We start from the raw sequence: 955 nt of genomic DNA on the forward strand, positions 1-955 counted from the left end.
CGTAGTAGGACGCCTGCGTGAATGGTAAAGTAATCCACACCTTGCTCAGCTTGCTCGATCAACGTATCACGGAATATCTCCCACGTCAGATCTTCAGCGACGCCATCGACTTTTTCTAAGGCTTGATAAATCGGTACGGTACCAATCGGCACAGGCGAGTTGCGAATTAGCCATTCACGAGTTTCATGAATATGATTGCCCGTCGATAAATCCATGATTGTATCCGCGCCCCAACGTGTTGCCCACGTCATTTTGGAGACTTCTTCATCAATCGATGAGCCTAGCGCTGAGTTACCGATATTGGCATTAATTTTGACCAAAAAATTGCGCCCGATGATCATCGGCTCAGACTCAGGGTGGTTGACGTTGTTGGGAATAATGGCGCGTCCAGCCGCCACTTCATCACGGACAAACTCAGGGGTGATAATTTTGGGCGTATTGGCACCGAAGCTCTCGCCATTATGTTGACGCATATCGGTCAGTTCATGCTGTTTTTGCGTCTCACGTATGGCGATATATTCCATCTCAGGGGTGATGATGCCGCGACGCGCGTAGTACATCTGCGTGACGTTCTGTCCTGCTTTGGCGCGACGCGGTTTATCAATATGGGCAAATCTGAGATTGGCAGTGCTGATATCGCGAGCACGTGCTTGACCGTATGAGCTAGACAGACCGCTTAGTTGCTCCGTATCACCGCGCTCAGCGATCCAGTTCTCACGTAGTTTGGGTAGACCGCGGGTCAGATCAATCTCGACATTGGGATCGGTATAGACGCCTGAAGTATCGTAGACATAAAAGGGCGGATTGTGCTCACCATTCTTGTCACCCGTACCGCCAACAGGCGTATCCGCCAGGCTGATTTCGCGCATCGGTACTTGGATATCAGGTCGTGAGCCTTCGATATAGACTTTGCGCGAGGCGGGTAGGATACGGTGTAAGTCGCGCGCATCTTCTT

At 51.0% G+C, this 955-nt stretch carries 1 protein-coding gene; it reads right to left on the minus strand.

Translation table 11 applies throughout. The features are described from left to right. The coding region (locus ACS8FC_RS15345; RefSeq protein ID WP_439297407.1) for a phosphomethylpyrimidine synthase ThiC at positions 1–955 on the minus strand (955 nt) is incomplete at both ends.

Source organism: Psychrobacter sp. 1Y4, assembly GCF_051847555.1.